Below are 25,156 nucleotides of genomic sequence, written 5' to 3'. Positions count from 1 at the left end.
GAGTCAGGCCGCACGCCGGGTTTTTGCGGGCGGGCGGCTCGCCTTGGTGGGCGCCGCTGCTGCGGTGGGCTTCTTGCGCGCCGTTGCACTGGCTGCTGCGGGCGCTGGCTTGGCTGCCGGCTTTGAGCGGGCCTTTGCCGGCGCAGCCTTGCTGGCAGCTGCGGCCGGCTTCTTTGCCGTGGCTTTGGCTGCTGGCTTCTTTGCCGCCGCCGGTGGCGCCTTGGTGGCCGCATTCTTGGCGGGGGCGGTTTTGCTGGGGGCCTTCTTGGGCGGAGTTGCCACCTTCTTTGCTGCGGCCTTTTTTGCCGGGGCTTTCTTGGCCCGCGGGCCCAGTGCCAGGGTGACGGCGTGCAGGTTGGCTTGCGCGTCGGAATAGCCGGGGCGCAGGGTCAACGCACGTTCCAGGTGGACCTTGGCGTTGGCGAGGTCGCCCGCTATGCGCAGCAGGTTGCCCAGGTTGTTGTGGGCCTGGGGCGAGTCGGGCTCCAGCGCCAGGGCCGCGCGGTAGGCGGCAATGGCTTCGTCCGTGCGGCCCAGCCGCTTGTAGGCCACGCCCAGGTTGATGTGGGCAGAGGTAAAGCGCGCATCGACCTTGATGGCACGTTGGTGAAAGGTGGCTGCCTTCAGCAGGTCGCCGCGGTCCTGGAAAACCAGGCCCAGTTCGTTGTAGAGCTCGGGCCGGTCGGGCGCCAGCACCAGGGCCTTTTGTAGTGGAGCCAGGGCTTCGTCGGCGGCGCCGCGCTGGCGCTGCAGTGCGGCCAGGCCTCGCAGGGCCTCGATGTTGTCGGGCTGCATCTGCAATGCTCCGGCATACACCTGCAGGGCTTCATCGAGCCGGTTGCTGGCGACCAATTGGTGGGCATGCATCAGCAGTTGCTGGATGGGCTCGGGTTTGGTGACCAGGGGGCGAATCTGGTTGATGCTGCGCTGCAGGTCCGGGCTGTCCGCCAGCAGCTGCGCCTGGGTGAAGGTCTCCAGTGCGGTTTGCAGCTGGCCCAGCTGCTGTTGGGCCACGCCCATTTGCGCCAGGACGGCGGCCTTGAATCGCTTGGCGTCGGGGCCTTTGGCGGCCTGGGCGGCAGGCCACAGCCTGTGCAGCAGCGCCAGGGCATCACCGGGTTTTCCCACGCGGTTGAACACCATCACCAGGCCCATCGCGGCGCCCGCGTTGTTGGGCGCAAGCGCCAGGGCCTTCTGGTACAGCTGGATGACTGATCCATAGTCCATCTGGGCCAGCTTCTTTGCGGCCTGTTGCATCAGTACGGCCAGTTTGGTTGACATGGCTGGATTCCTGGGTTCGGTAGTGGTTGGGCTGTGATGGCGGTGCTGCAGGTGTCGGCGGTGGGTCAGCAGCCCAGCAGGGTTCGGTAGGCGGGCAAGCTCACGGTTTCGAAGTCGAACCGCTCCTGCGCGCGTTCGCGTGCGGCCTGGCCCAGGTGGACGTGGCGGGCCGGCTCTGCCAACGCGGCAATGGCAAGGCGCGCCAGGCTGGCGTGGTCCCTGAACGGAAACATCAGGCCGTGTTCACCGTCTTCGATGACCTCTTGCACGGGCGCGGTATTGGATGTGAGGAGCACGCAGCCCACGGACATGGCTTCGATCAGCGACCACGACAGGATGAACGGATAGGTCAGGTACACATGGGCGCGCGAGATCTGCAGTGCACGCAGATAGTCGGCATGGGGCAATGAGCCCGTGAAGTGGACGCGTGCAGGGTCGATGTGCAGCCCGTGAGCGTCCAGCTCGCGCAGGCAAGCCTCCTTCCAGTGGCCGCCGTGGGCTGGCGGCGAGCCGTAGCTCACCCCCTCCAGCGCGCCGACGATGACCACTCGGCACTGCGGCCGCGCCCGCAAGATGGCGGGCAGTGCGCGCATGAAGACGTGGAAACCCCGGTAAGGTTCCAGGCTGCGGCTGACGAAGGTAAGTACCTCGTCACCCTGGCGCAGCACCGTGCCGTCTGGTAGCGCGAAAGTGGCACCGGGGTCGGGCCGCGCTTGCCGGGTGTCGATGCCTTCGTGCAGCACCTGCAGCTTGTCGCGGTACGCCTGGGGGAAGCGGCTCTTTTGCCACGCGGTGGAGCAGATCGCGTCGTCGCACGACTCCAGTGCCAGCAGCTGTGTGGCATTGCTCGCATGCAGCCGGAAGATATCGCTGAACTGGGTGGGAAACTCCGGGTCGAAACCCACGTCTGCCCCGCGAGCATGATAGAAATACTCGAAAAGACCCACCACGCGTGCACCAGGGAAAAAGTCGCGCACGAAAAAGGCGTCGCCCCAACCGGGGTGGGCGACGATGACGTCGGGCTCCAGGCCCTGGCGTTTGTACTCGGACAGAGACACAACCACCTGCTCGCCTCGGCGTATGGCCTGCTCGAAGCCTCTGGCCATAGGGTGCACTGCATCGTTCGCGGGAGAAATAGCCGGGTAGGCAAGCACCTGCACCCCATCGACCGGTTGGCCTTGAGCCATCTGGCTGGCGTCGCCCATGCCCCATACGCGAAGCGCAGGGTCCCGCGCCAATGCAGCCGCCAGGCGCCGGAACTGCCCGGGAAAGTTAGGATGCAAGAAAAGTATGTCCAACACGTTTCTCTATGGCTTGCTGCAGCTCGGCCAGCCGCGGTATTCCGCGCAGCCACAGGTCGGGTTGCGCAGAGCTTTTTGTCAGTGGAAATGTCCTTTTGCTACCGGGTGCCTGCTGGCACACCACGTTGAGGCATGCGTGGTCCAGCATTGCCGCCGGCAGGGTTTTGGAGCCATGGCCACCCAGGGCGATGATGCAAACGTCCGCCAGGCGTTGGAGTGGCTGCCGGGCTTCATCCGCCCACTGGATCCAGCAGGCTGCGCCCTCTTGCTTGAGCGACTGCCGCAGCGCCTGGGCATGCGCCCACGCGGTAGCGGCTGAAGATGGCCGAGTTGCCGCGCTGGCAGCAGTCATGGAAAGGCGGATGGCAATCCGTAGCATGGTGCCCGCAGGGCCCTCGCTGCTTTCTGCGCGAAGCCATCTGCCAAGGGGCGCCTGGTAGTTGCTCTCATCGATCACGACGCCGCTGGATTCTGCCCACGATTGGTAGAGGACGCTGCTTACGGCTATGTAGCCATCGAAATCCAGCCACCAAGGGGCTTTGCTCCATGGTTCTGCGGCTCCATGCACGTAGGCGATGCAGCGAACATCGGGGCGGGCATTGCGCAGCAGCCGTATGTCGTACTGAGAGGATGTCACCACCACTGCATGCATGCCGCGCACATCGTAGGCATCGCCACCAGAGTGCAGTAGCACAACCCGGACGGATGGGAAACGCGCCTCAAGCTGCGTACCCAGCCGGGCCATGTCGCTCAGCAGCTTCTGGCTTGCGCGGGTACCACGCTCACGCCGCCCTGGCTCGGGCAGCTTGCCGACCAGCAAGCCGATGGTCAGGCGTTCGGAGCACATGATTCCGTCTGCGCGCAGGAGGCTGCGCCACCAAGCGACCTTGGCCCACAAGCCCATTTGACGATTGAGCACCGTGGCGTTGTGCTGAACTCTGTCGAAGATCGGGGCTTCACGCCCGGTCAAACGAGTATGGCCATGCCGGTGCAGGGCCGTCAGGTCGTTGCGGCACACCACGCGCTTGCACAGCCGATGGGCCAGGCGCAGGCACAGCTCGACATCTTCGAACCCGTAGAAGTACGAGGTATCGAAGCCCCCCACCGCCATGAAGTCCGCCTTGCGGCACAACAGGACGGCGCCAGTGACGACCGGCACCTGCTGGGGGCTGTACTCGGCTTCGCGGCGGGTAACGGAGGGTGCTGCCTCATAGGGCCAATAACCTTGGTCATGCTGCTTGAATCGCACGCCCAGATGCTGCACGTCGGTTACCGGCATGCCCGCGCTGCTTTCGCCGATGGCTTTGAGCAGCTTGATGCCAACAATGCCTGTGTCCGGGTCGCTCCGCAGGGTCTGCAACATCTGAGGCAGCGCGTCATGAAGCCAAACGATGTCATTGTTCAGGAACAGGAGGTGCTGGCCTTTCGCCATGCTGGCCCCGAGGTTGCAGGAGGCGGAGAAAGAGTCGTTGATTGGCAGAGCCTGGACACGCAGATCCAACCTCTCCTTCCACGACTCCAGCAGTTCCAGGCTGCCGTCGGTTGAGGCATGGTCTATCACGACCCATTCCACCGAAGTGGATTGGTTGTAGATCTCCCAGCTTTCGAGCAAAGCCTGCAACACGACACGGCCGTTGCGGTTGAGCACGACCACCGTGACCTCGGGGTCGGCCTGCAGCGCCGCTGCCGATATGCCTAACGGCTGTATGCGGGCCAGCGGCACGTGCGGGTCGAAATACTGGACAGTGCTTGCAGAGCTGGGAAGCACCGCCCCGGTCGGGGCATGCACGACTTCCACCCGGTGCGGGCGTCCATCCGCCAACACTTCAGGCGCGGGGATGTCGAAAGCAGTCGGCCCAAGCGAACTGGCAGACATACCCAAATACTGCGCGATCGAGTCCGCCCGCAGATGAGGACGAAACCATTGGACCGCCGTACCGTCGACACGCAAGACAAGATCCAGCGCGAGATCCGGCCTGGCCCGATCAAAGGCCCAGCCCTGCACCCGAAAAGGTGTCAGTTGCTCTACCAGGCCGAGAGGCTCGTGTTGTATGTTCATCGGTCAGCGCCACGCAAGAAATGGGGCCCGCGATTGCGAGCCCCATTCCAAACCTGCCTTGTAGCAGTTCAACTATCGGTTTAGAACTTGAACTGGAGCAGGTCCAAGGTCAGTTGCTCGGGCGACACGCCCACCAGCGTGATACTGAGGTAGTCGCCGAAATTCAGCTTCGCTGCGCCAGACGCATCCACGGTCAATCCTGTGAAATACGGCGCCAGGTCGGTAGCCTTGGTGAAGCCGGGCACGCTGAACGCCAGCTTGTCCTGACCCACATTGAAGTCGGTGATGGTGAGGTGGCCCAACGCGTTGAGGCCGAACACATCCTTGCCGGAACCGCCGGTAATCGTGTCGCGGCCACCGCCCCCCACCAGTGTGTCGTTTCCAGCGCCGCCGGTGATGACCTGGCTGTTGCTATCTGCATTGAGGAAGGCTGCTGTAGCGCCGTCTACGCGCACCGTACCAGCGCCAATGATCAGAGCGTTCTGCACCTCCTTGAGGACCAGCGTCTTGTTAGTGCCCAACTGTTCGGTCATGAAGGTCAGCAACTCTTTGGTGCCGGCCTTGCTCTGTGCCGTGAACACCACTTCGTTGGGCGCCGCAGCCGCCTGGCTGCTGTATGCACTACCGTCCGTCAGGTAGGGGCGGGCGTTGCTGGTGGTATTGCTGTCCGTCAGCGTCACCACCCGCACCGTGACTGTCCCGGGGGTTGAGCCCCCTGTCAGGCTTTGGGTGATGGCATCGATGGCTGCAACAAGACTGTAGCGTGCGGCTTGCACGGCGGGATCAGTGGAGTTTGCGGGGTAAGCCGCATCCACAATGCCGGTGATGTGCGCGTTGGCCTGTTCCGCAGTCAAAGCGGTACCCGGGCCTTCGAAAGTCAGACTCACGCCACCGGGCAGCGCAATGGAAAGCGTGAGGTCGCCCGACACGATTTCGCCGGTAACCGCTTGGCCCGTGGGAGAAATCACAGCGCCTTGGAGCACTCCACCAGAGCCTGTTGCGGTGATCAAAGTGCCGCCACCTGGCAGGGTTGACGTGACCGCCGAGCCGCCAACCGTGTCGCCGAGAATGCGATCGAGCAATTGTTGCGTCGCAGGCGTCAAGCTGCTGTACGCGCCGCCCACCAAAGATTCAGACATGTCAGTTCACCTGCAAAAAGGTTAAAAATTGCCCCAAGAGAAGTTGTAGCAACTGCAGCTTGTGGATAGTTGAAATCTATTTGCAGACTGTAAAAGGCGTCTCGCTTGAAGGCCATCCCACGAATTGGGGGTATTGCTGTAAATCCGAAAAAAAAATTGCAACCCGCCTGCAGTCGCGGCAAATCACATAAGGTCACACAGCAGCAGTGGCGAGCGACAAGACTAGGCGCGTGAGCACCGCTTTCTGATTGATCCGCGTCTTTGCATATATGTTTTTCACATGACTACGAGCGGTTTCTTCCGCGATGCTCAAGGTGTCGGCCAGCGCCCGGTAGGTAGATCCTTGCGCCAGGAGCAGCGCGACTCGCGACTCCGAAACAGTCAACCCCAACTTGCGTTGAAGTACCTCAGGAGATGGCCAGACCGCGTGATCTGGATCGGTGATGAACACAACGTACTTCGCGTCCTCGGTGCCTCCGAGCTCACTGTCGATTTCCAGAGGGCAGCATTGCACGCTGTAGCGCGAGCTTGGCGCCGACCGAGGTACGTTTAGCGTGTCTCCCAGCTCGGCCAGGCGCGCAGGCGGTGCAGAACACAGCACGGCAAGCCAGGCTTCCAGTTGCTGCTCGCTGCCCTGGGATGGCTGGCGCGACATGAGCCGGCGACTTCGTAAAAACAAGCCGTCGTCGCGCTCAAAAACTGCTTGTGCCACGCGGTTGGTGAATACTACTTCCAGTGCTTCATTGAGCAAGACAACACCCACGGAAAGGCGATCCAATGCGATGCGCAGGGACTGCAGGCGATGACGCTTGAATGACAGCCGTTGCGTGAGGCCGAGGGCACGAGACAGATGTGGAAGCACTAGACTTATCCAACGCCGCTCTATGGCGCCGAAGATTGGGTCGTCCGGACTCCGAAACACCGACAGGCTCGTAGCGGGCATTCCCGGCTCGCCCTCAGAAATGATGCCTCCGCACATCTGGCCTATTCCGATCAGGCTGAGAAACTCCACATAGAAAGCGGATTCGCGAAACGCTTTCGTTGGCACGAGGTCTTGGTCGGTGTAGACGCTGCCGTTGCGCATCAGCCCTTTTTGCACCACTGTGTGGGCCCAGATATCGTGATCAAGATATTTGGTGGCCCACAGTCCCAGATGAGCTTCGGGAATTTGCCAGGGGTATGCCATGCCACCGTCTTGCGGCCTGGCGAAGGGAGTGAAAAGAAGCGCTTTGTCTGCGCCTAAAGAACGTGCAACCGCGCCGACAACCTGAGTCCATAAATCAGGGTTGGCTACCGCGCTGTAGATGAGGTGGATCAGAGCATCGAACTCTTCGAGCCTCTCTTCAAACGGCGAAGACACTGCACTGCGAGGTAGCGGGACGTAAGATTCCGACATTTTGATACATATGTGAAAAAATGCATCATTTATGGTTCTTGCCGTTTAGTCTTCCCCCAAATGGGGGATTTCCGCTATTGGACAGTGGGTTTGAGCCTGGTTCCAGAAAGGTTGATACGCGTATCTGAGCCACCGATGCACGCTACGAAGATCGTGGACCAAGCTGGGCCCGTTTCAAACCGCGCCGTCACTTTGCTGCAGTGCCCACATGCTGGCGTAGCGCCCACGCTGGGCCAGCAGTTCGGCATGGGTGCCGCGCTCGATGATGCGGCCGGCGTCCATGACCAGGATCTCGTGCGCATCGACCACGGTGGACAGGCGGTGCGCGATCAGCAGGGTGGTCTTGTTCTGGGCCGCGCTCTGCAGTTCGGCCTGGATGGCGCGTTCGTTCGCCGAGTCGAGCGCCGAAGTGGCTTCGTCGAAAATCAGGATGGGTGGGTTCTTGAGCAAGGTGCGGGCGATTGCCACGCGCTGTTTTTCGCCGCCCGAGAGCTTGAGCCCGCGCTCACCCACCATGGCCCCATAGCCAGCCGGCGTGCCGGCGATGAAGTCGTGGATGCGCGCCGAACGCGCTGCGCCCTCCACCTCGGCCTGGCTGGCGCCCGGGCGGCCGTAGGCGATGTTGTAGGCGATGGTGTCGTTGAACAGCACCGTGTCCTGCGGCACGATGCCGATGGCCTGGCGCACGCTGGCCTGGCTGACCGAGCGGATCTCCTGCCCGGCGATGGTGATGCGCCCCTGCTGGATGTCGTAGAAGCGGTAAAGCAGCCGCGCCAGCGTGGACTTGCCCGAGCCCGAGGGCCCGACCACGGCCACCGTCTTGCCGGCGGGGATCTCGAAGCTCACGCCCTGCAGGATGGGCCGGCCACGGGCAACGCCCTCCCCCTTGCGCGTGTCGTAGGCGAAATGCACGTCCTCGAAACGCACCGTGGCCTGGTCCAGGCCCGCAAGTGGCTGCGCGCCGGGGGCATCGGCCACCTCGCGTTCCTTGTCCATCAGCACGAACATCTTGTCCAGGTCGGTCAGGCTCTGCTTGATCTCGCGGTAGATCACACCGAGGAAGTTCAGCGGAATGTACAGCTGGATCATGAAGGCGTTGACCATGACCAGGTCACCCAGCGTCATGCGGCCGTCGACCACGCCCTGCGTGGCGCGCCACAGCATGGCCACCAGGCCGATGGCGATGATGAGCTGCTGGCCCGCGTTGAGCATGGACAGGGTGGTCTGGCTCTTGAGCCGTGCATGGCGCAGCCGCTCCAGGCTTTCGTCGTAGCGCCGGGCCTCGAAGGCTTCGTTGTTGAAATACTTGACGGTCTCGTAGTTCAGCAGCGAATCGACCGCCTTGGTGTGCGCGGCCGAGTCGAACTCATTGGCCTCGCGGCGAAACTGGGTGCGCCATTCGGTGACCAGCACCGTGAAGGTGATGTAGAACGCCAGCGCTGCCAGCGTGATCCAGGCGAACCAGGCGTCGAACTTGACGGCCAGCACCGTGAGCACCAAGGCCACCTCGACCAGCGTGGCCACCACGTTGAACAGGGTGAAGGAAATCAGCGACTCGATGCCGCGCACGCCGCGCTCGATGTCGCGCGTCATGCCGCCGGTCTGCCGCTCCAGGTGAAAGCGCAGGCTCAAGGCGTGCAGGTGCTCGAAGGTTTGCAGCGCAATGGAGCGCGCGGCGCCCTGCGTGGCCTTGGCAAACACCAGTTCGCGCAACTCGCTGAAGATCGAGGTGGACAGTCGCAGCGCCCCGTAGGCCAGCAGCAGGCCCACCGGCACCACCAGCAACGTGGCCGGGTCGCCCAGCTTCAGGTCCATGGTGTCGACCAGGGTCTTGAGCAGGACGGGCACGCCCACGTTGGCCACCTTGGCACCCACCATGAAGACGATGGCCGCGACCACGCGCCATTTGTACTGCCACAGATAGGGCAGCAGGCGGCCGATGGTGGCCCAGTCAGAGGGGGCGGTGGCTGCGGAAGCCGGTGTTTGGAGCGGGGTGGGTTCGCCGACAGGGCGCATGGGGGACAATTCCGGTTGTTGTTCTTACCGACCCGGCTGGCGCCCGGAGGGTTTTTCTTTGGGTTGGCCCTGGAAACCACCCATGGTGTCCTCCAGCATCCGTGCCAGCCCCAACCGAGATTGTGCCCATGTCCGCGACTTTCAGCCCACCCGCCGCCCTATTGCCCACAGACAAGGAGCTGGTGCTCAAGGTGATCCCCATGCCGGCGGACACCAACGGCAATGGCGACATCTTTGGCGGCTGGGTAATGGCGCAGGTCGACCTGGCCGGTTCGGTGCTGCCGGCGCGCTACATGCAGGGCCGCATGGCGACCGTGGCGGTCAACGAATTCATCTTCAAGCAGCCCGTGCGCGTGGGCGACATCCTGTCGTTCTTCTCGTCGATCACGCGCGTGGGCAACACCTCGGTCACCGTGCAGGTGGAGGTGTATGCCGAACGCTTTTCCGACCAGGGGCGCTACGTCAAGGTGACGGAAGCGCGCCTGACCTATGTGGCCATCGACGACGAAGGCCGCCCGCGCCCAGTGCCGCGCCCCAAAAAGGAAGGCGATCAGGCCGGATCGGCGGACTGAAGGAAACCGGGACCTGCGCGGCCCCGGTCAGGGCGTGCAAGCGTTCAGGCGGCCACGGCCATCGCCGTGGGCTCGGCCCGAACGGGCTGCTGCGCCGGCGCGCTGCGCAATGCCGAGGACGATGAGCTGCCCGAGCCGATGCCCGACTCGATCTCGCCCGCCAACTGACCGCCCTCTTCCACCACCAGCTTGCCGTAGCGGATCTTGCCGTTGACCTTGCCGGTGCTGTAGATCACGAGCTTCTGGCGCACGGTGAGCGTTCCGTTGAACTCACCGTGGATTTCGGCGATGTCGATCTCGGCCGAGCCGCGGAAAGCCCCGTGCTCGGAGATCTGGATCACGCGCGAATCCATGGTGGCTTCCACGGTGCCCTCGACCACGAGGGTGTCGCAGTCGGTGATCTCCACGCCCTTGAGCTTGATGTTGGGGCCCACCGTGAGCTTGCTGCCGGTGGAATCCGAGGCCGGGGAGGGCTTGGCCAGGGCCGGGCTGGCGGGGGCCGATGCCGCCGCAGCGCTGGTGGCAGCTGCAGAGGAGTTGGCCACCGAACTGTTCAGGCCGGTGGAATTGGAAGGACTGTGGCGGGGCTGAAACGACTCGGGTTCACGCTTGCCAAAGAAGGGGTTTTGCACGGCCATCGGTACTCCTTGAAAAGAGGCTTCATCGTAGGAGGGGGCCTACGCGATGGATGCGCGCTTTACGCAAGAACGGTAACCAAACGGTTCACCCGTAGCATGCACTTGCAAGGCTTGCGGGATCACACATGCGTCTGTTACATCCTTGGCCGACAGATGTTCAGGAGACGATGTAGGCGGCAGCCCCCGCCGACATGATCTCGCCGTTGGGCCCCTTGAACTCCATGCGCGTGGTCGCCACCCGCGAGCCCAGGCGCAGTACCTCGGCATGCAGCGTGAAGTGGCTGCCGATGCCCGGGCGCAGGTAGTCGATGCGCAGGTCGATGGTACCGAGCTTGGCAAAGCGGTGCAGGCGCTGGTCGGGCGCCTCGTCCATGTGGCGCGCACCGATGGCGGCCATGACGGCCAGGCCGCCCATGGCATCGAGGCCTGCGCTGATCACGCCGCCGTGCACGCGGTTGTAGGCATAGTGGCCCACCAGCTCGGGCTTCATCTCGATGCGCCCCTCCACCCGGTCGGGTTGCAGGCTGGTGATCTTCAGGCCCAGCACCTGGTTGAAGACGATCTTTTCCTCGAAGATGGATTTCAGGCCGGCCACGAATTCGGGCTCGAATTCCTGCGGCAGTGCGGTGGAGGTCTTGCTCATGGTGTGGGTTGTTCCTGTACGGTCCGCCAGCGCCCTCGGCGCTGGCAGCCCATGCGCTTGCGCTCACGCGCTCTTCAAATGATAGCAATAGCAGCCATTCTGACTCAAAACGCGCCATGGCGCCCCTGGCCTGCGCTGAAACGGGCCGCGCCCCGCAGCGCATCAGCCAGGCGGCACGGCCGCCCTGCCACTCCTGCAGCAGCGCTTCGGGCAAGGGCAGGCCCTCCTGCGCCAGCGCACTGGCACGGTCGGCCCGCAGCGTGGCCTGCGGAAAGGCGGCGATCTCGCGCGCCAGTTGCAAGGCAGCCGCCAACGCCTGGCCCGGCGGCACCACCCGGTTGCACAGGCCCATGCGCAGCGCCTCCGGCGCCTCCACCTTGCGGCCCGTGAGGATCAGATCGAGCGCCTGCGACAGGCCGATGAGGCGCGGCAGGCGCACCGTGCCGCCGTCGATCAGCGGCACACCGAAGCGGCGGCAGTACACGCCGAAGTAGGCGTCCTCTTCCACCACGCGCAGGTCGCACCACAGCGCCAGCTCCATGCCGCCGGCCACGGCCGCGCCGCTGATGGCGGCCACCACGGGCTTGGACAGTTGCAGCCGGCTCGGGCCCATGGGCCCCGGTGGATGGTGCGTACCGGCCGCGTAGTCGAGCCCCTCGGCCAGGGCCTCGGGCGAGGTGCCTTCAGCCTGCAGCCGGGCACCTGCCTGCAGGTCCCAGCCGGCGCAGAAATGCCCGCCGGCACCATGGAACACGGCCACGTCGGCGCCATCGTCGCGTTCGAAATCCAGAAAGGCCGCATGCAGCGCCTGGGCGGTGGCGGGGTCCACCGCGTTGCGCACGCCGGGGCGGCGCAATGTCACCAGCGTGACACGGCCTTGCTTCTCCACCTCTATGGCCATCGGTTTCTCCTGGCGCCGCATAGGACGCAACCCTTATTGCGCGCACGCCGGCAAAGGGACAACATGCGCCTTGATCCCCCCATCAGGGTTAGCCCCGAGTGCGGTACGGGCCGTGCACAGGCACCATTATTTATGCAAAGCAATTGCTTTGTATAAATATTCTGGAGAGCCAGTGTGCAATTCGTGCAACTGTTGATCAGCGGGGTCGCCCAGGGGTGCATCTACGGCCTGATCGCGCTCGGCTTCGTGCTCATCTACAAGGCCACCGAAACCGTGAGCTTCGCCCAGGGCGAGCTGATGATGCTGGGCGCCTTCTGCGGCCTGGCGCTGATGACGGTGCTCGGCTGTCCCTTCTGGGTGGCGGTGCTCGCGAGCATCGCAGCCATGGGGTTGTTCGGCACGGTGCTCGAACGTGCCGTGATCCGCCCCATCCTGGGCCAGCCCGCGTTCTCCATCGTCATGCTGACCATCGGCATCGGCTATGTGCTGCGTGGCCTGGTGACCATGATCCCCACCATCGGCACCGAGACGCACACCCTGCCCGTGCCCTACAAGGACCTGTCGTTCCGCCTGGGCACCCTGGTGGTCAACGCCGAGCAACTGGCCGTGATCGGCGCCACCGGCGTGCTGTGCGTGCTGCTGTTCGCGCTGTTCCGCTACAGCAAGCTCGGCATCGCCATGCAGGCCTCGTCGCAGAACCAGCTCGCGGCCTACTACATGGGCATCCCCGTGCAGCGCCTCAACGGCCTGGCCTGGGGCCTGGCGGCCGCCGTCGCGGCGGTGGCCGGGCTGCTGCTGGCGCCCATCACCTTCGTGCACGCCAACATGGGGCTGATCGGGCTCAAGGCCTTCCCGGCCGCTGTGGTCGGTGGTTTCGGCAGCCTGCCGGGTGCCATCGTCGGCGGCCTGGTGATCGGCATCGTCGAATCGTTCTCGGGCTTTTACCTGCCCGATGGGTTCAAGGACACCGCCGCCTACATCGTGGTGCTGGTCATGCTGATGGTGCGGCCCAACGGACTGTTTGGCGAAAAGCTGAGAAAGAAAGTCTGACCCCATGCGCTTTCTTTTCAAGACTTCCTACGAGCAGGACCTGCGCCTGGCCAAGCATGGCGGGCACCTGTTCTGGTACGGGTTGCTGGGCCTGGCCCTGGTGGTGGCGCCCTGGGTGGCACCCGAGTACTGGCTGGCGCAGCTGACCTTCGTGCTCATCTACGCCATCGTCGGCCTGGGGCTGATGCTGCTGGCCGGTTTCACGGGGCTGTTCTCGCTCGGGCATGCGGCCTTCCTCGGCGTGGGGGCGTACACGCAGGCGGTGCTCACGGGCATGGGCTGGCCGTTTGCGCTGTCGCTGGCCTGCGCGGCAGGGCTCTCGGCCGCCGTGGGCGTGGTGGTGGGCCTGCCGGCGCTGCGCGTGAAGGGCATCTACCTGGGCATGGCCACCTTGTCGTTCGGCTTCATCGTCGAGGAAGTGTTTGCGCGCTGGGAGTCGGTCACGGGCGGCAACTCGGGCAAGCACCTGGTGCCACCCGAGATCTGGGGCTTCAAGTTCGAATCCACCGAATCCTTCTACTTCCTGTGCCTCGTCATCGCCGTGGTCAGCACCCTGGCCATTCTGAACCTGCTGCGCTCGCCCACGGGCCGGGCCTTCGTGGCCATCCGCGATTCGGAGATCTCGGCGCAGAGCATGGGCATCCACCTGGCGCGCTACAAGACGCTGTCGTTCTCGCTCTCGGCAGCACTCGCCGGCATCGGCGGCGCGCTGTATGCGCACAAGCTGCAGTTCATCTCGCCCGACCAGTTCAACATCCTGCAGTCCATCGACTTGCTGCTGATGATCGTGATCGGCGGGCTGGGCTCGGTGCATGGGGCCTTCCTGGGCGCGATCTTCCTGATCTCGATGCCGCAGCTGATCTCGCTGGGCAAGGACTGGCTGCCGGCCAGCATCGGCCAGGCGCCCGGCCTGCAGGCCGTGGTCTACGGCGCCGTGCTCATCCTCTTCGTGCTGTTCGAGCCCATGGGCCTGTATGGCCGCTGGCTCAAGGTGCGCACCTGGCTGCAGCTGTTTCCGTTCTACCGCAAGGGCCTGTTCAAGCGGCAGAAGTCTTTTCAGAAATCGGACCGCTTGAAATGACCGGCACCGCTTCTCCCATGACCGACGACATCCTGCTCAGCGCGCAGAACCTCAGTGTGCGCTTTGGCGGCGTGCTGGCCGTGAACAACGTGGGCTTCGAGGTGCGCCGCGGCGAGGTGTTCACCCTGATCGGCCCCAACGGCGCGGGCAAGACCACGGTGTTCAACCTGATCAGCCGCATCTACACGCCCACCACCGGCACCATCCACTACGCCGGCCCGGACGGCATGCTGCCGCTGACCGACCAGCCGCCGCACAAGGTGGCGGGCCTGGGGATTGCGCGCACCTTCCAGAACATTGAGCTGTTCGAGCACGCCAGCGTGCTGCACAACCTGTTGATCGGCCGCCACACGCGCCGCGAGACGGGCCTGTGGGCCGACATGCTGTTCACCCGCCGCGTGCGTGACGCCGAGGTGCGTGCGCGCGAGAAGGCCGAGGAGGTCATCGACTTCCTGGACCTGCAGCACTACCGCGACACCCTGGTGGCCGGCCTGCCCTACGGCGTGCGCAAGGTGGTGGAGCTGGCCCGCGCGCTGTGCACCGAGCCGCGCCTGCTGCTGCTGGACGAGCCCTCGTCGGGACTGAACGTGGAGGAGACCGATGACATGGCCTTCTGGATCCAGGACATCCAGCACGAACTCGGCATCACCGTGCTGATGGTGGAGCACGACATGTCGTTGGTGTCCAAGGTCTCGGACCGCGTGCTGGCCATGAACCAGGGCGAGGTGGTGGCCATGGGCACGCCGCGCGAGGTGCAGTCGCACCCCGGCGTGATCGAGGCCTACCTGGGCACCATCGACGACGTGAGCAACCTGCGCCGCCCGGCGGGCAGCGCACCGGCAAGGATGGCACGATGACCGTCATTCCATTTCCCGGACCATCCGGCGCCAGCGCTGCCGAGGGCACGCCGCTGCTGCGCCTGCAGAACGTGGAGAGCGCCTACGGCCCCATCAAGGCCATCCGCGGCGTGAGCCTGCAGGTGCAGCGCGGCGAGATCGCCGCCGTGCTGGGCAGCAATGGCGCGGGCAAGACCACCATCCTCAAGACCATCTCGGGCATCATCGATCCGCGCCGGGGCACCATCGAGTTCCAGAGCGCCCACATCGCGGCCACCGATCCGGCCGCCATCGTGCGCCGGGGGCTGGTGCATGTGCCCGAAGGGCGCGAGGTGTTCGCACTGCTCTCGGTGCGCGACAACCTGCTCATGGGCGCCTACACGCGCAGCGATGCCGACGCCGTGGCACGCGACCTGGAGCTGGTGTACGGCTACTTCCCCATCCTCAGGGAGCGCGCCGGGCAGGACGCGGGCCTGCTCTCGGGCGGGCAGCAGCAGATGCTGGCGATCTCGCGCGCGCTCATGGCCGCCCCCGAGCTCATCCTGCTCGACGAGCCCAGCCTGGGCCTGTCGCCCAAGCTCACCAAGGAGATCTTCGAGATCGTGGTGCGCATCAACCGCGAGCGCGGCACCACCATCCTGCTGGTGGAGCAGAACGCCAACATGGCGCTCAACGCCTCCGACTACGGCTACGTGCTGGAGAACGGCCGCATCGTGATGGAAGACAGCTGCGAGCGCCTGCGCGAAAAGGACGACATCAAGGAGTTCTACCTGGGCATGAAGGACGCCGGCGTGCGCGGCGAGCGGCGCTGGAAAAAGAAGAAGAACTGGAGGTGACCCGCATGTCCAATCTATGGGACCTCTCCCACATCCAGCCGGCCGGCGCCGACGTGCTCGCGGGCGACACCATTGCCGCGATGTTCTGGAACGGCGTGGCCCAGCGCGGCCCGCGTGTGTGGATGCGCCAGAAGCAGCTCGGCATCTGGAAGAGCTGGACCTGGAACCAGACGGCCGATGCCGTGCGCGAGATCGCAGGCGGCCTGATGGCGCTGGGCTTCGCGCCGGGCGAATGCGCCTCCATCCTGTCCAACACCAACATCGAGTGGGTGCTGGCCGACCTGGCCGTGCTCAGCTGCGGCGGTGTCTCCAACGGCATCTACCCCACCGACGCGGCCAGCCAGGTGCACTACCTGAGCGAAGACTCGCGCACCAGCGTGCTCTTCGTGGAAGACGATGAACAGCTGGACAAGGCGCTGGAGGTGCGTGGCGCCCTGCCCCTGCTGCGCAAGATCGTGGTCTTCGACATGGAGGGCCTGCGCAGCCTGGAAGACCCCGGCATCATCAGTCTGCAGGCCTTGCGCGCGCTGGGCCGCGAGTGGAGCCAGGGGCATGCGGGCGAGCTGGAGCGCCGCGTGCAGGCCTGCCGGCCCGAGGACGTGGCCATTCTGGTCTACACCTCGGGCACCACCGGCAAGCCCAAGGGCGCCATGCACACCCATGGCGCCCTGACCTACACCGTGCGCGGCTACAACACCCTGATCTCGCGCACCGAGGACGACGAAGCCATGTGCTTCCTGCCGCTGTGCCACATCGCCGAACGCATGGGGGGCGAATACTTTTCGCTGTACACCGGCTCGCGCCTGAACTTCGTGGAAAACCCCGACACCGTGCCCGAGAACGTGCGCGAAATCGCCCCCACGGTATTCACCGCCGTGCCGCGCGTGTGGGAGAAGTTCTATTCCGGCGTGATGATCGCGCTCAAGGAATCCACGGCGCTGCAGCAGGCGGCCTACGCCTGGTCCATCGGCGTGGGCACGCGCATTGCCGACCAGGTGCTGGCCGGGCAGCCTGTGGGGGCTGTGCAGAAGTTGCAGTTCCAGCTGGCGCGCTGGCTGGCGCTCAACAACGTGCGCAAGCTCATCGGCATCCACCGCGCGCGCTTCCTGGTCACGGGCGCGGCGCCCATCTCGCCCGAGCTCGTGAAGTGGTACCTGGCGCTGGGCGTGCCCATGCTCGAGGTGTGGGGCATGACCGAGACCTGCGGCGCCGCCACCGGCGTGCCCGCCAGCCGCATCAAGCCCGGCTCCATCGGCCCGGCCGCCAGCTACAACGAGGTGCGCGTGGACCCGGGCACCGGCGAGATCCAGGTGCGCGGCCCGAACGTGTTCAAGGGCTACCTGAACCAGCCCGAGAAGACGGCCGAGACCATCGATGCCGATGGCTGGCTGCACACCGGCGACGTGGGGGTGATCGACGCCGACGGCTACCTGCGCATCACCGACCGCATGAAGGACATCATCATCACCGCCGGCGGCAAGAACATCACCCCGAGCGAGCTGGAGAACGAGCTCAAGTTCAGCCCCTATGTGACGGACGCAGTGGTGATCGGCGATGCCCGCCCCTACCTCACGGTGATCATCATGATCGACCAGGAGAACGTGGAGAAATACGCGCAGGACCACGACGTACCGTTCTCCAACTACGCCAGCCTCACGCGCGCCCCCGAGGTGCAGGCCCTGATACAGGCCGAGGTGGACCGGGTGAACACCCGCTTCGCGCGCGTGGAGCAGATCAAGAAGTTCTTCTTGCTCGACACGCAGCTCTCGGCCGAGGACGAGGAGCTGACCCCCACCATGAAGCTCAAGCGCAAGCTCGTGCAGCAGAAGTATGCGGAACGCATTGAGGCCATGTACCGCTGAGCCGTGCCGGGCCCCGGTTCCATAGGGAAAGTGCTGGTGCCCGGTACCGGGCATCGTTCTATAACGACGAATCCGATCCATCCAAGGAGACGTGCCATGAAACTTCATCCCATTGCCGTGCTGGCCATCGTGGCCATGTCCGGCGGCGCCGCGCAGGCCCAGGCCCCGCAGGGCGTGGCCAAGGACACCATCACGCTGGGCTCCATCCAGGATCTGTCGGGGCCGCTCGCGGGCTTCGGCAAGCAGGTGCGCCTGGGGATGATGCTGCGCGTGGACGAGGCCAACGAGCAGGGCGGCGTCAACGGCCGCAAGCTCGACCTCAAGGTGGAGGACTCGGGCTACGACCCCAAGAAGGCAGTGCTGGCGGCGCAGAAGCTCGTCAACCAGGACAAGATCTTCATGATGGTGGCGCACATCGGCACGGCGCAGAACCTGGCGGCCATGCCGGTGCAGTTCAGCAAGAACGTGATCAACTTCTTTCCGGTGACGGCCGCACGCGAGATGTACGAGCCCTTCCACAAGCTCAAATACTCGTTCGCCGCGACCTACTACGACCAGATCCGCCTGGCTGCGCCCAAACTCATCAAGGAAAAGGGCGCCAAGAAGATCTGCACCATCTACCAGGACGACGAGTTCGGGCTGGAGGTGATGCGCGGCGGTGAAGCGGCCCTGAAGGCCATGGGCACCGACTTCGCCGAGAAGACCTCGTACAAGCGCGGCGCCACCGACTTCTCGTCCCAGGTCGCAAAGATGAAAGCGGCGGAGTGCGACTTCGTGGTCCTGGGCACCATCATCCGCGAGACCATCGGCACCATCGGCGAGGCACGCAAGACCGGCTTCAACCCCACTTTCCTGGGTTCGAGCGCAGCCTACACCGACCTGATCCACAAGCTGGGCGGCAAGCCCATGGACGGCCTGTACGCCACCATGACGGTACAGCACCCCTACCTGGACGAGGCCTCGCAGCCGATCCGTTTCTGGGCCACCAAGTACAAGACCAAGTTCAATGAAGACCCGACAGTGTTCTCGGTCTACGGCTATGGCGCCATCGATGCGTTCATCCGCGCGGCACAGAAGGCCGGCACCTCGCTGACCACCGAGAGCTTCATCAAGGCCATGGACACCATGGTCATCCCGCCCGACATGTTCGGCAGCGCCGAGGCGAGCTACGGACCGCAGAAACGCCTGGGCAGCGACCTCTCGCGTCTGTCGCAGATCCAGGAAGGCAAGTGGAAGGTGGTGTCGGACTACGTCAAGTAAGCAGCGCCCGCGCTTGCCTGCCAGGCCGCCCCCCATGGGCGGCCTTTTTACTGTGGCAAACCCATGGCAGAATTTTGAAAAGCACCCGCTTTTCAAAATTACGCTGGATACGAACACCATGATCGAACGCACCCTCTTCAACGCCGACCACCAGGCCTTTGCCGAGAGCTTTGCGCGCTTTCTCGACAAGGAGGTGGCACCCCACCATGCGGCCTGGGAGGAACAGGGCTATGTGGACCGCGCCGTGTGGACCAAGGCCGGTGAGAACGGCTTTCTGTGCATGGCCCTGCCCGATGAGTACGGAGGCGCGGGCGCCGACAAGCTCTACTCGGTGGCGCAGATGGAGGCGATTGCGCGTGCCGGCTTCACCGGCATCGGCTTCGGGCTGCACAGCGAGATCGTGGCGCCCTACCTCCTGCACTACGGCACCGAGGAACAAAAGCGCCGCTACCTGCCGCAGCTGGCCAGCGGTGCCATGGTGGGCGCCATCGCCATGAGCGAGCCGGCCGCCGGCAGTGACCTGCAGGGCATCAAGGCCACGGCCGTGAAGAGCGCCGACGGCTCGCACTATGTGCTCAACGGCAGCAAGACCTTCATCACCAACGGCTGGCATGCCGACCTGGTGATCGTGGTCGCCAAGACCGACCCGGCGGCGGGCGCCAAGGGCACCAGCCTGTTCCTGGTGGAGCGCGGCATGCCGGGCTTCGAGAAGGGCCAGCGCCTCAAGAAGCTGGGCATGAAGGCACAGGACACCTCCGAACTGTTCTTCACCGATGTGAAGGTGCCGGCAGACAATCTGCTGGGCGGCCCGGCCATGGAGGGGCGCGGCTTCATCTGCCTGATGGAGCAACTGCCCTGGGAGCGCCTGCAGATCGCCATCACCGCTGTGGCCGCTTCCCAGGCGGCCATCGACTGGACGGTGGACTACGTCAAGCAGCGCAAGGTCTTCGGCCAGCCCGTGGCCAGCTACCAGAACACCCGTTACACGTTGGCCGAACTGCAGACCGAGGTGCAGGTGGCCCGGGTGTTCGTGGACAAGTGCTGTGAACTCATCGTGACGAGCCAGCTCGACACTGCCACGGCCAGCATGGCCAAGTACTGGACCACCGACCTGCAGTGCAAGGTGATGGACGAATGCCTGCAGCTGCACGGGGGCTATGGCTACATGTGGGAATACCCCATCACCCGGGCCTATGCCGACGCCCGCGTGCAGCGCATCTACGGCGGCACCAACGAGATCATGAAAGAAGTGATCACCCGCGCGATGGGGCTGGGCAAGTAGCCGCGCCCCTCGACATCAGAGGCCTGCTTGTCGTCCTAGAGCAGCCAGGTCTCGCGGATCTCTTCGGGGCTGAGCTTGCGCGGGGCCGGCGCGGTTCCGCGCACCTGCAGCCAGTCGCGCACGCCATCGCGGCCGCTGAGACCGCGCACCAGCAAGAGTCCCGCAGCAATCCCGCGTGCGGCTGCTGCACCGCGGCTGGGGGCCATGAATGCCGACACGGCCAGCCCTGCGCCTGCGGCCAGCGCCAGATGGTGCTCCAGGAAAAAGCCCGAGCGCGCGTCGTCGTACTCGATGGCGTCGCGCGCCAGGAGTTGCAGGGATTCAGAAAGGGTTTTTGCCATGTTCTGGATTGTCGAGGATCAGAAAGCAGCCAGTGTCCACAGGGTACGGCACGATCCGCCAATGTCGGCAGCGCGTCCCCTGCAGGCCCGGCCCGGAAGACAACAGGATAGCGCGTTGGCAGCGCAGTTCCCTGCAGGCCAAGTCCTACAAACTCCGCTTACCAAATCCCACTTGCTGTTACAGATGGGCCGCATAAATTGGGAAGTGAGGCGCCCTGCGCGTGCGGGCGCCGAGAACGGTGTCCTCTTTCCAGGAGACTTCCATGAGACATGTACGGCGCAGCACTTCCCCTTGGCTCATTGCCGCCATCAGCGGCGCCCTCTTCGGCGTGGTGTGCGGCATGGCCCGCGCGCAGGCGCCAGCCGATGCGCCGATGTCCTCGCGCTCGGTGCTGCCCTTCACCCAGTCCGGCTATATCGGCCTGTCGGGCGGGCGTTCCCAGTACGACCTGGCGACGGGGCCCGCAGGCCTGGCCTACGATGACACCGACACGGCCTGGAAGCTCAGCGCCGGCGGGTACTTCCACCGCAATATCGGGGTCGAGGTCGGCTACCTCGATTTCGGCCGCGCTTACCGGCTGGACGGCCGCACCAAGGCCCAGGGCATCAACCTGAGCCTGGTGGGGCGCGCACCGATCGGCGAGCGCCTGGAGCTGTTCGCCAAGGCCGGCACCACCTACAGCCGGACCTCCACTTCCGCGCAGCCCGTGTACGGCCTGCGCGCCGGCAAGAACAGCGGCATGGGCCTGTCCTACGGCGTCGGCGCCAGTTGGGGCTTCACACCGAACATTGCCGCCGTGCTGGAATGGGAGCGCCATCGCCTGCGCTTCTCGGACGACACCGCCCCCGCCGACATGGCCACCGTGGGCGTGCGCTACAAGTTCTGAACCCCGGCACACCGGGCGCCGCGCTCCGCCCCAGCAGCGGCTGTCGTCCCCCTGCGTTCTCCAGCTGTCACCATTTATACAAAGCGGGTGATCTGTATAAAGCTGTCCCGCCCTATACTGCGGCGACAACTGGAGACACGCCATGACACAAGCCTATGTGTTCGATGCCATCCGCACGCCGCGGGGCAAGGGCAAAAAGGACGGCAGCCTGCACGAGGTCAAGCCCATCAGCCTGCTCACCGGCCTGCTGGCCGAGCTGCACCGCCGCCACCGCTTCGATACCGCTGCGGTGGACGACATCGTGATGGGCATCGTTTCACCCGTGGGCGAACAAGGCTCGGTTTTGCCCAAGGTAGCAGCACTCAAGGCGGGTTGGGACTTTCGCGCTTCGGGCCTGCAGGTCAACCGCTTTTGCGCGTCTGGACTGGAGGCCGTGAATCTGGCGGCACAAAAGGTGCGCTCGGGCTGGGAAGACTTGGTGGTGGCCGGCGGCGTGGAGAGCATGAGCCGCGTGCCCATCGGCTCGGACGGCGGCGCCTGGGCGCAGGACCCCGACACCAACTCGGCCACCCTGTTCGTGCCCCAGGGCATCGGCGCGGACCTGATCGCCACGCTCGACGGTTTCACGCGCTCCGACGTCGATGCCTATGCCGTCGAATCCCAGCGCCGCGCCGCCGCCGCCCGTGCAGCAGGGTACTTCAAGCAATCCGTGGTGCCCGTCCAGGACTTCCTGGGCCTGCCCATCCTGGAGGAAGACGAGTTCATCAAGCCCCAGACCACGCTGGAGGGGCTGGCGGCGCTCAAGCCCTCGTTCGAGCAGTTGGGCGGCATGGGCTTCGATGCCGTGGCGCTGCAGCGCTACCCCGAGGTGGAGCGCATCCACCATGTGCACCATGCAGGCAATGCCTCGGGCATCGTCGATGGCGCGGCGGCCGTGCTGATCGGCAATGAGGCCGCAGCAGCGGCCCACGGCCTCACTCCCCGGGCGCGCATCGTGGCCACGGCGCTCAGCGGCGCCGACCCGACCATCATGCTCACCGGCCCCATGCCCGCCGCGCGCAAGGCGCTGGCACGCGCCGGCATGACCATCGACCAGATCGACCTGTTCGAGGTCAACGAGGCCTTTGCGGCCGTGCCCATGCGCTTCATGCGCGAGCTGGGCGTGCCGCACGAGAAGGTCAACGTCAACGGCGGCGCCATCGCCCTGGGGCACCCGCTGGGGGCCACGGGCGCCATGATCCTGGGCACGCTGATCGACGAGTTGCACCGCCGGCAATTGCGCTATGGCCTGGCCACCCTGTGCGTGGGCGGCGGCATGGGCATTGCCACCATCGTGGAGCGCGTGTGATGACGATGACGACGGAGAACACCATGCAGACCATCCGCTACGAACTCCTCGACGCCGCCGACGGCAAGGTGGCGCTCATCACCTTCGACGAACCGGACTCCAGCGTCAACACCATGTGCCGCCAGTGGCAGGCCGACCTGGGCGAGGCCACCGCGCGTGTGCTGGCCGACCGCGCCCAGCTCAAGGGGGTGGTGCTGGCGTCGGCCAAGACCAGCTTCTTCGCGGGTGCCGACCTCAAGGCCACCATGCGCCTCACGCCGGCCGATGCACCCACGGCCTTCGGCGACATCGAGCGCATGAAGCAGCACTTTCGCACGCTGGAGACCCTGGGCATCCCGGTGGTCAGCTGCCTCAACGGTGCGGCCCTGGGCGGCGGCTGGGAGGTGGCGCTGGTGGGGCACTACCGCATCGCGGTGGACAACCAGCGCATCCAGTTCGGCCTGCCCGAGGTGACTTTGGGGCTGATGCCGGGCGCCACGGGCATCACCAAGATGACGCGCATGCTCGGCTTGATGGGTGCGCAGCCCTACCTGCTCGAAGGCAAGCTCTTCAACCCGCGCGAGGCGCTGGAGCTGCAGTTGGTGCACGAGTTGGTGGCCACGCCCGAGCAATTGCTGCCCGGCGCGCTGGCACGCATCGCCACGCACCCGCATTCTGTGCAGCCATGGGACGACAAGAACCACAGGATGCCCGGCGGCACGCCCGCCAACCCCAAGGTGGCTGCAGCGCTGAGCGTGGCGCCCGCCATGCTCAAAAAGACCACGCGCGGCCGCTACCCGGCGCCCGAGGCCATCCTGGCCACCATGGTCGAAGGCGCCATCGTCGACTACGACACCGCGCTGCGCATCGAAAGCCGCTACCTCGCGCGCCTGATGACCGGGCCGGTCGCGCGCAACATGATCAACACGTTCTTCTTCGACATGAACGCGATCAAGAGCGGCCAGTCGCGCCCCGGCCAATCCCCGCGCTACAAGCCGCAGAAGGTCGGCATCCTGGGCGCCGGCATGATGGGTGCCGGCATCGCCTGGGCCCAGGCCAGCCGGGGCATTGCCACGGTGCTCAAGGATGTCACGCAGGAGAAGGCCGACGCCGGCAAGGCCTACAGCGCCAAGCTCTCGCAGGCGCGCGTGGACAAGGGCCGCATGGAGGCCACGGCCCAGCAGGCGCTGCTCGACAAGATCACCTCTACCGCCGATGCCGCTGACCTGGCCGGTTGCGACCTGGTGATCGAGGCCGTGTTCGAAAGCCGTGATCTCAAGGCGAACGTGACGCGCGAGGCCGAACCGCAACTGGCAGAAGGTGGCTTCTTCGCCAGCAACACCTCCACCCTGCCCATCACGGGTTTGGCGCAGGCCAGCCGCCGGCCCGCGAAGTTCGTGGGCATCCACTTCTTCAGCCCTGTGGATAAGATGAAGCTGGTGGAGATCATCCGCGGCCAGGAAACCGACGACGAGACCGTGGCGCGTGCGTTCGACTACGTGCAGGCCCTGGGCAAGGTGCCCATCGTGGTCAACGACTCGCGTGGCTTCTATACCAGCCGCACCTTCGGCACCTACGTGATGGAGGGCGCGGCCCTGCTCGGCGAGGGCGTACCCGCCGCGCTGATCGAGAACGCGGCGATGCAGGCCGGCATGCCGGTGGGGCCGCTGGCCGTGCTGGACGAGACGGCGCTGACCTTGAGCGTGCATGTGCTCGACCAGACGCGCGCGGACTACGCAACGGAAGGCCGCAGCTACCAGGCCACGGCCGGGGAGTTGCTGGTGGAGCGCATGGTCAAGGAGCTGAAGCGCCCTGGCCGTGCGGGTGGGGGCGGGTTCTATGACTACCCTGCGGGCGGTCGCAAGCAGTTGTGGCCTCAGCTGCGTTCGCTGTTCGAGAAGGCGCCTGCTGCAGATTCCGAGGTTCTGGGCGTGCAGGAGATCCAGGATCGGTTGCTCTACCGGCAGGCGGTGGAGACGGCGCGGTGCCTGGCGGAGGGGGTGCTCACGAGTGTGCACGATGCGAACATCGGGTCGATCTTCGGGATCGGGTTTCCGGCGTGGACTGGGGGGGCGATGCAGTTCATCTATGGAACCGGGATCGAAGTTTTCCTTGCGCGGGCGGATGAGTTGGCGCAGCGGTTCGGGCCTGGGTTTGCGCTGGATGCTGCGGCGCGCTCGGCCATTGAGCGGTTTCAGCCTCGGTATTGAGTGTCGTTTTCCAGCCGCTTGCCTTTGCTGAGGGCGGAGGCCGGGGTGTGCGCCCGGCGGCGCACCCACCTTCTTTTGCGTCGCCAAAAGAAGGTGGGCCAAGAAAAGGCGACCCCCAGTCTGCGTCCCCCATCGCCCTGTCGGGCGATGGGGGCAACCTGCGATGCTCGGATCTGGGGTGGTGCCGCAGAACTCGCTGCGTTCTTCGAACTCCGCTCAAACAGCTGCGGCAAGTCAG

General features: G+C 65.2%; 20 protein-coding genes and 1 pseudogene. 11 read left to right on the top strand and 10 right to left on the bottom strand.

From position 1 onward, the window contains the following. Nucleotides 1–3: 3 nt before the first annotated feature. The 6 genes from ACSQ3Y_RS05960 to ACSQ3Y_RS05935 all read right to left on the bottom strand — a co-directional run bounded on the left by ACSQ3Y_RS05960 (nucleotide 4) and on the right by ACSQ3Y_RS05935 (nucleotide 9,192). Entirely contained in the window at nucleotides 4–1,281 is a 1,278-nt protein-coding gene (locus ACSQ3Y_RS05960) for a tetratricopeptide repeat protein (RefSeq protein ID WP_436176723.1), read from the bottom strand. A 65-nt stretch (nucleotides 1,282–1,346) separates the two neighbouring features. After that, on the bottom strand, nucleotides 1,347–2,468 hold the full coding sequence (locus ACSQ3Y_RS05955) for a glycosyltransferase (protein ID WP_436180091.1): 1,122 nt from the start codon (nucleotides 2,466–2,468) through the stop codon (nucleotides 1,347–1,349). Between the two features lie 85 nt (nucleotides 2,469–2,553). Then, the gene (locus ACSQ3Y_RS05950; protein ID WP_436176722.1) at nucleotides 2,554–4,641 is read right to left on the bottom strand and encodes a glycosyltransferase; all 2,088 of its coding nucleotides are present in this window, start codon (nucleotides 4,639–4,641) and stop codon (nucleotides 2,554–2,556) included. Nucleotides 4,642–4,721: 80 nt separating this feature from the next. Continuing rightward, nucleotides 4,722–5,780 carry a hypothetical protein gene (locus ACSQ3Y_RS05945; protein WP_436176721.1) on the bottom strand — a complete coding sequence of 353 codons (1,059 nt, stop codon included), beginning with the start codon at nucleotides 5,778–5,780 and terminating at the stop codon, nucleotides 4,722–4,724. Nucleotides 5,781–5,973: 193 nt separating this feature from the next. After that, nucleotides 5,974–7,176 (bottom strand): helix-turn-helix transcriptional regulator, encoded by a 1,203-nt coding sequence (locus tag ACSQ3Y_RS05940; RefSeq protein ID WP_436176720.1) that lies wholly within the window; start codon nucleotides 7,174–7,176, stop codon nucleotides 5,974–5,976. A gap of 174 nt (nucleotides 7,177–7,350) precedes the next feature. Further along, entirely contained in the window at nucleotides 7,351–9,192 is a 1,842-nt protein-coding gene (locus tag ACSQ3Y_RS05935; protein WP_436176719.1) for an ABCB family ABC transporter ATP-binding protein/permease, read from the bottom strand. A 128-nt stretch (nucleotides 9,193–9,320) separates the two neighbouring features. Here ACSQ3Y_RS05935 and ACSQ3Y_RS05930 point away from each other — a divergent pair, with 128 nt between their 5' ends. Then, nucleotides 9,321–9,764 (top strand): acyl-CoA thioesterase, encoded by a 444-nt coding sequence (locus ACSQ3Y_RS05930; protein ID WP_057200093.1) that lies wholly within the window; start codon nucleotides 9,321–9,323, stop codon nucleotides 9,762–9,764. A gap of 44 nt (nucleotides 9,765–9,808) precedes the next feature. On the opposite strand, the gene ACSQ3Y_RS05925 is transcribed toward ACSQ3Y_RS05930, so the two are convergent. The 3 genes and pseudogenes from ACSQ3Y_RS05925 to ACSQ3Y_RS05915 form a co-directional block, all read right to left on the bottom strand. Continuing rightward, entirely contained in the window at nucleotides 9,809–10,402 is a 594-nt protein-coding gene (locus tag ACSQ3Y_RS05925; RefSeq protein WP_057266322.1) for a bactofilin family protein, read from the bottom strand. A 157-nt stretch (nucleotides 10,403–10,559) separates the two neighbouring features. Beyond that, a complete protein-coding gene (locus ACSQ3Y_RS05920; RefSeq protein WP_436176718.1) occupies nucleotides 10,560–11,045 on the bottom strand; it encodes a thioesterase family protein in 486 nt (161 codons plus the stop codon). A 104-nt stretch (nucleotides 11,046–11,149) separates the two neighbouring features. Further along, nucleotides 11,150–11,946, bottom strand: a pseudogene (locus ACSQ3Y_RS05915) (crotonase/enoyl-CoA hydratase family protein). 174 nt (nucleotides 11,947–12,120) lie between these two features. On the opposite strand from ACSQ3Y_RS05915, the gene ACSQ3Y_RS05910 reads away from it, so the two are divergent. The 7 genes from ACSQ3Y_RS05910 to ACSQ3Y_RS05880 all read left to right on the top strand — a co-directional run bounded on the left by ACSQ3Y_RS05910 (nucleotide 12,121) and on the right by ACSQ3Y_RS05880 (nucleotide 20,153). Next, nucleotides 12,121–12,996 carry a branched-chain amino acid ABC transporter permease gene (locus ACSQ3Y_RS05910; protein WP_057266325.1) on the top strand — a complete coding sequence of 292 codons (876 nt, stop codon included), beginning with the start codon at nucleotides 12,121–12,123 and terminating at the stop codon, nucleotides 12,994–12,996. A gap of 4 nt (nucleotides 12,997–13,000) precedes the next feature. After that, a complete protein-coding gene (locus ACSQ3Y_RS05905) occupies nucleotides 13,001–14,077 on the top strand; it encodes a branched-chain amino acid ABC transporter permease (RefSeq protein WP_436176717.1) in 1,077 nt (358 codons plus the stop codon). 17 nt (nucleotides 14,078–14,094) lie between these two features. After that, a complete protein-coding gene (locus tag ACSQ3Y_RS05900) occupies nucleotides 14,095–14,934 on the top strand; it encodes an ABC transporter ATP-binding protein (RefSeq protein ID WP_436176716.1) in 840 nt (279 codons plus the stop codon). Next, nucleotides 14,931–15,749 carry an ABC transporter ATP-binding protein gene (locus ACSQ3Y_RS05895; protein ID WP_436176715.1) on the top strand — a complete coding sequence of 273 codons (819 nt, stop codon included), beginning with the start codon at nucleotides 14,931–14,933 and terminating at the stop codon, nucleotides 15,747–15,749. Before ACSQ3Y_RS05900 ends, ACSQ3Y_RS05895 begins: the two co-directional genes overlap by 4 nt. A 5-nt stretch (nucleotides 15,750–15,754) precedes the next feature. Further along, entirely contained in the window at nucleotides 15,755–17,611 is a 1,857-nt protein-coding gene (locus ACSQ3Y_RS05890) for an AMP-dependent synthetase/ligase (RefSeq protein ID WP_436176714.1), read from the top strand. 96 nt (nucleotides 17,612–17,707) lie between these two features. Continuing rightward, nucleotides 17,708–18,871 carry an ABC transporter substrate-binding protein gene (locus ACSQ3Y_RS05885; protein WP_436176713.1) on the top strand — a complete coding sequence of 388 codons (1,164 nt, stop codon included), beginning with the start codon at nucleotides 17,708–17,710 and terminating at the stop codon, nucleotides 18,869–18,871. A gap of 118 nt (nucleotides 18,872–18,989) precedes the next feature. Then, nucleotides 18,990–20,153: an acyl-CoA dehydrogenase family protein gene (locus ACSQ3Y_RS05880; protein WP_436176712.1), complete on the top strand. Its 1,164-nt coding sequence runs from the start codon at nucleotides 18,990–18,992 to the stop codon at nucleotides 20,151–20,153. A gap of 35 nt (nucleotides 20,154–20,188) precedes the next feature. Here the strand turns inward: ACSQ3Y_RS05880 and ACSQ3Y_RS05875 are convergent, their stop codons facing one another. Beyond that, nucleotides 20,189–20,494, bottom strand: a complete 306-nt coding sequence (locus tag ACSQ3Y_RS05875) for a hypothetical protein (protein ID WP_057200082.1) — start codon at nucleotides 20,492–20,494, stop codon at nucleotides 20,189–20,191. A gap of 263 nt (nucleotides 20,495–20,757) precedes the next feature. Here ACSQ3Y_RS05875 and ACSQ3Y_RS05870 point away from each other — a divergent pair, with 263 nt between their 5' ends. From ACSQ3Y_RS05870 to ACSQ3Y_RS05860, 3 genes are all read left to right on the top strand, one after another. Further along, a complete protein-coding gene (locus ACSQ3Y_RS05870) occupies nucleotides 20,758–21,381 on the top strand; it encodes an outer membrane beta-barrel protein (RefSeq protein WP_436176711.1) in 624 nt (207 codons plus the stop codon). A gap of 142 nt (nucleotides 21,382–21,523) precedes the next feature. Continuing rightward, the gene (locus tag ACSQ3Y_RS05865; RefSeq protein ID WP_436176710.1) at nucleotides 21,524–22,729 is read left to right on the top strand and encodes an acetyl-CoA C-acetyltransferase; all 1,206 of its coding nucleotides are present in this window, start codon (nucleotides 21,524–21,526) and stop codon (nucleotides 22,727–22,729) included. A 23-nt stretch (nucleotides 22,730–22,752) separates the two neighbouring features. After that, a complete protein-coding gene (locus ACSQ3Y_RS05860) occupies nucleotides 22,753–24,918 on the top strand; it encodes a 3-hydroxyacyl-CoA dehydrogenase NAD-binding domain-containing protein (protein WP_436180090.1) in 2,166 nt (721 codons plus the stop codon). The last annotated feature ends 238 nt before the right edge of the window (nucleotides 24,919–25,156 follow it).

The organism is Acidovorax sp. LjRoot66 (assembly GCF_964253305.1).
Classification (GTDB): Bacteria; Pseudomonadota; Gammaproteobacteria; order Burkholderiales; family Burkholderiaceae_C; genus Acidovorax.
Note: the sequence above shows the minus strand (reverse complement) of the source record. Positions and strands in the feature narration are given on the sequence as shown.